This is a genomic window from Stenotrophomonas sp. DDT-1 (genome assembly GCF_001580555.1).
In the GTDB taxonomy this organism is placed as follows: domain Bacteria; phylum Pseudomonadota; class Gammaproteobacteria; order Xanthomonadales; family Xanthomonadaceae; genus Stenotrophomonas; species Stenotrophomonas sepilia.
The window spans coordinates 1-510 of sequence record NZ_LEKR01000097.1 but is presented as its reverse complement, the minus strand read 5'-3'; the positions used below and the strand labels follow the sequence as shown (position 1 = coordinate 510).

The window sequence follows — 510 nt, the reverse complement described above, 5'->3', positions numbered from 1 at the left end:
CATCGAGTTTTTTTAGGTAGTCGGTCTCCGCACGCAGATAGGCAACTTCCTTGAGCAGCTCATCGCGGCTCATTTCCTCAGGTGGCTTGGACGAACGGGTCTTTTTCATCGGCTTTCGGGGCGGCGGCGGAGGTGGTGCCAGCGCTTGGGCACCGCCTTGAGCATACAGCCGACGCCACCGCCCCACCGCGCCGGCATCGCCAATTTGAAAGTAAGTGGTGGCCTCCCGCCCGGACATGCCGTCCTGGCCCATCTTCTTCAGGACAGCCAGCTTGAATGCGAGGTCATAGGACTGGGCCTGGCGGCGAAACCCGCGCCAACCATGCAGCCGATAGGTCGCCACCCAGCGCCTGACCGTGGAGAACTCCAGGCCGTAGCGACGAGCAACGGCTTTGACCGATGTGGAGGTCTTGCAGGCCTCTTTGGCGACCTGCAGCTTGAAACGCGCGTCGTATCTGTTCATGTATCCCTCGGGGTTGGATCTGATGTCCAACTCCCGGGGGTCACTTC

1 protein-coding gene is annotated in these 510 nt (G+C 61.4%); it reads right to left on the bottom strand.

The genetic code is table 11. The annotated features are described in order from the left end of the window. On the bottom strand, positions 1-463 hold a 463-nt coding region (locus AB839_RS20880), incomplete at its 3' end, for an IS3 family transposase (RefSeq protein ID WP_061480774.1). Between the last annotated feature and the right edge of the window lie 47 nt (positions 464-510).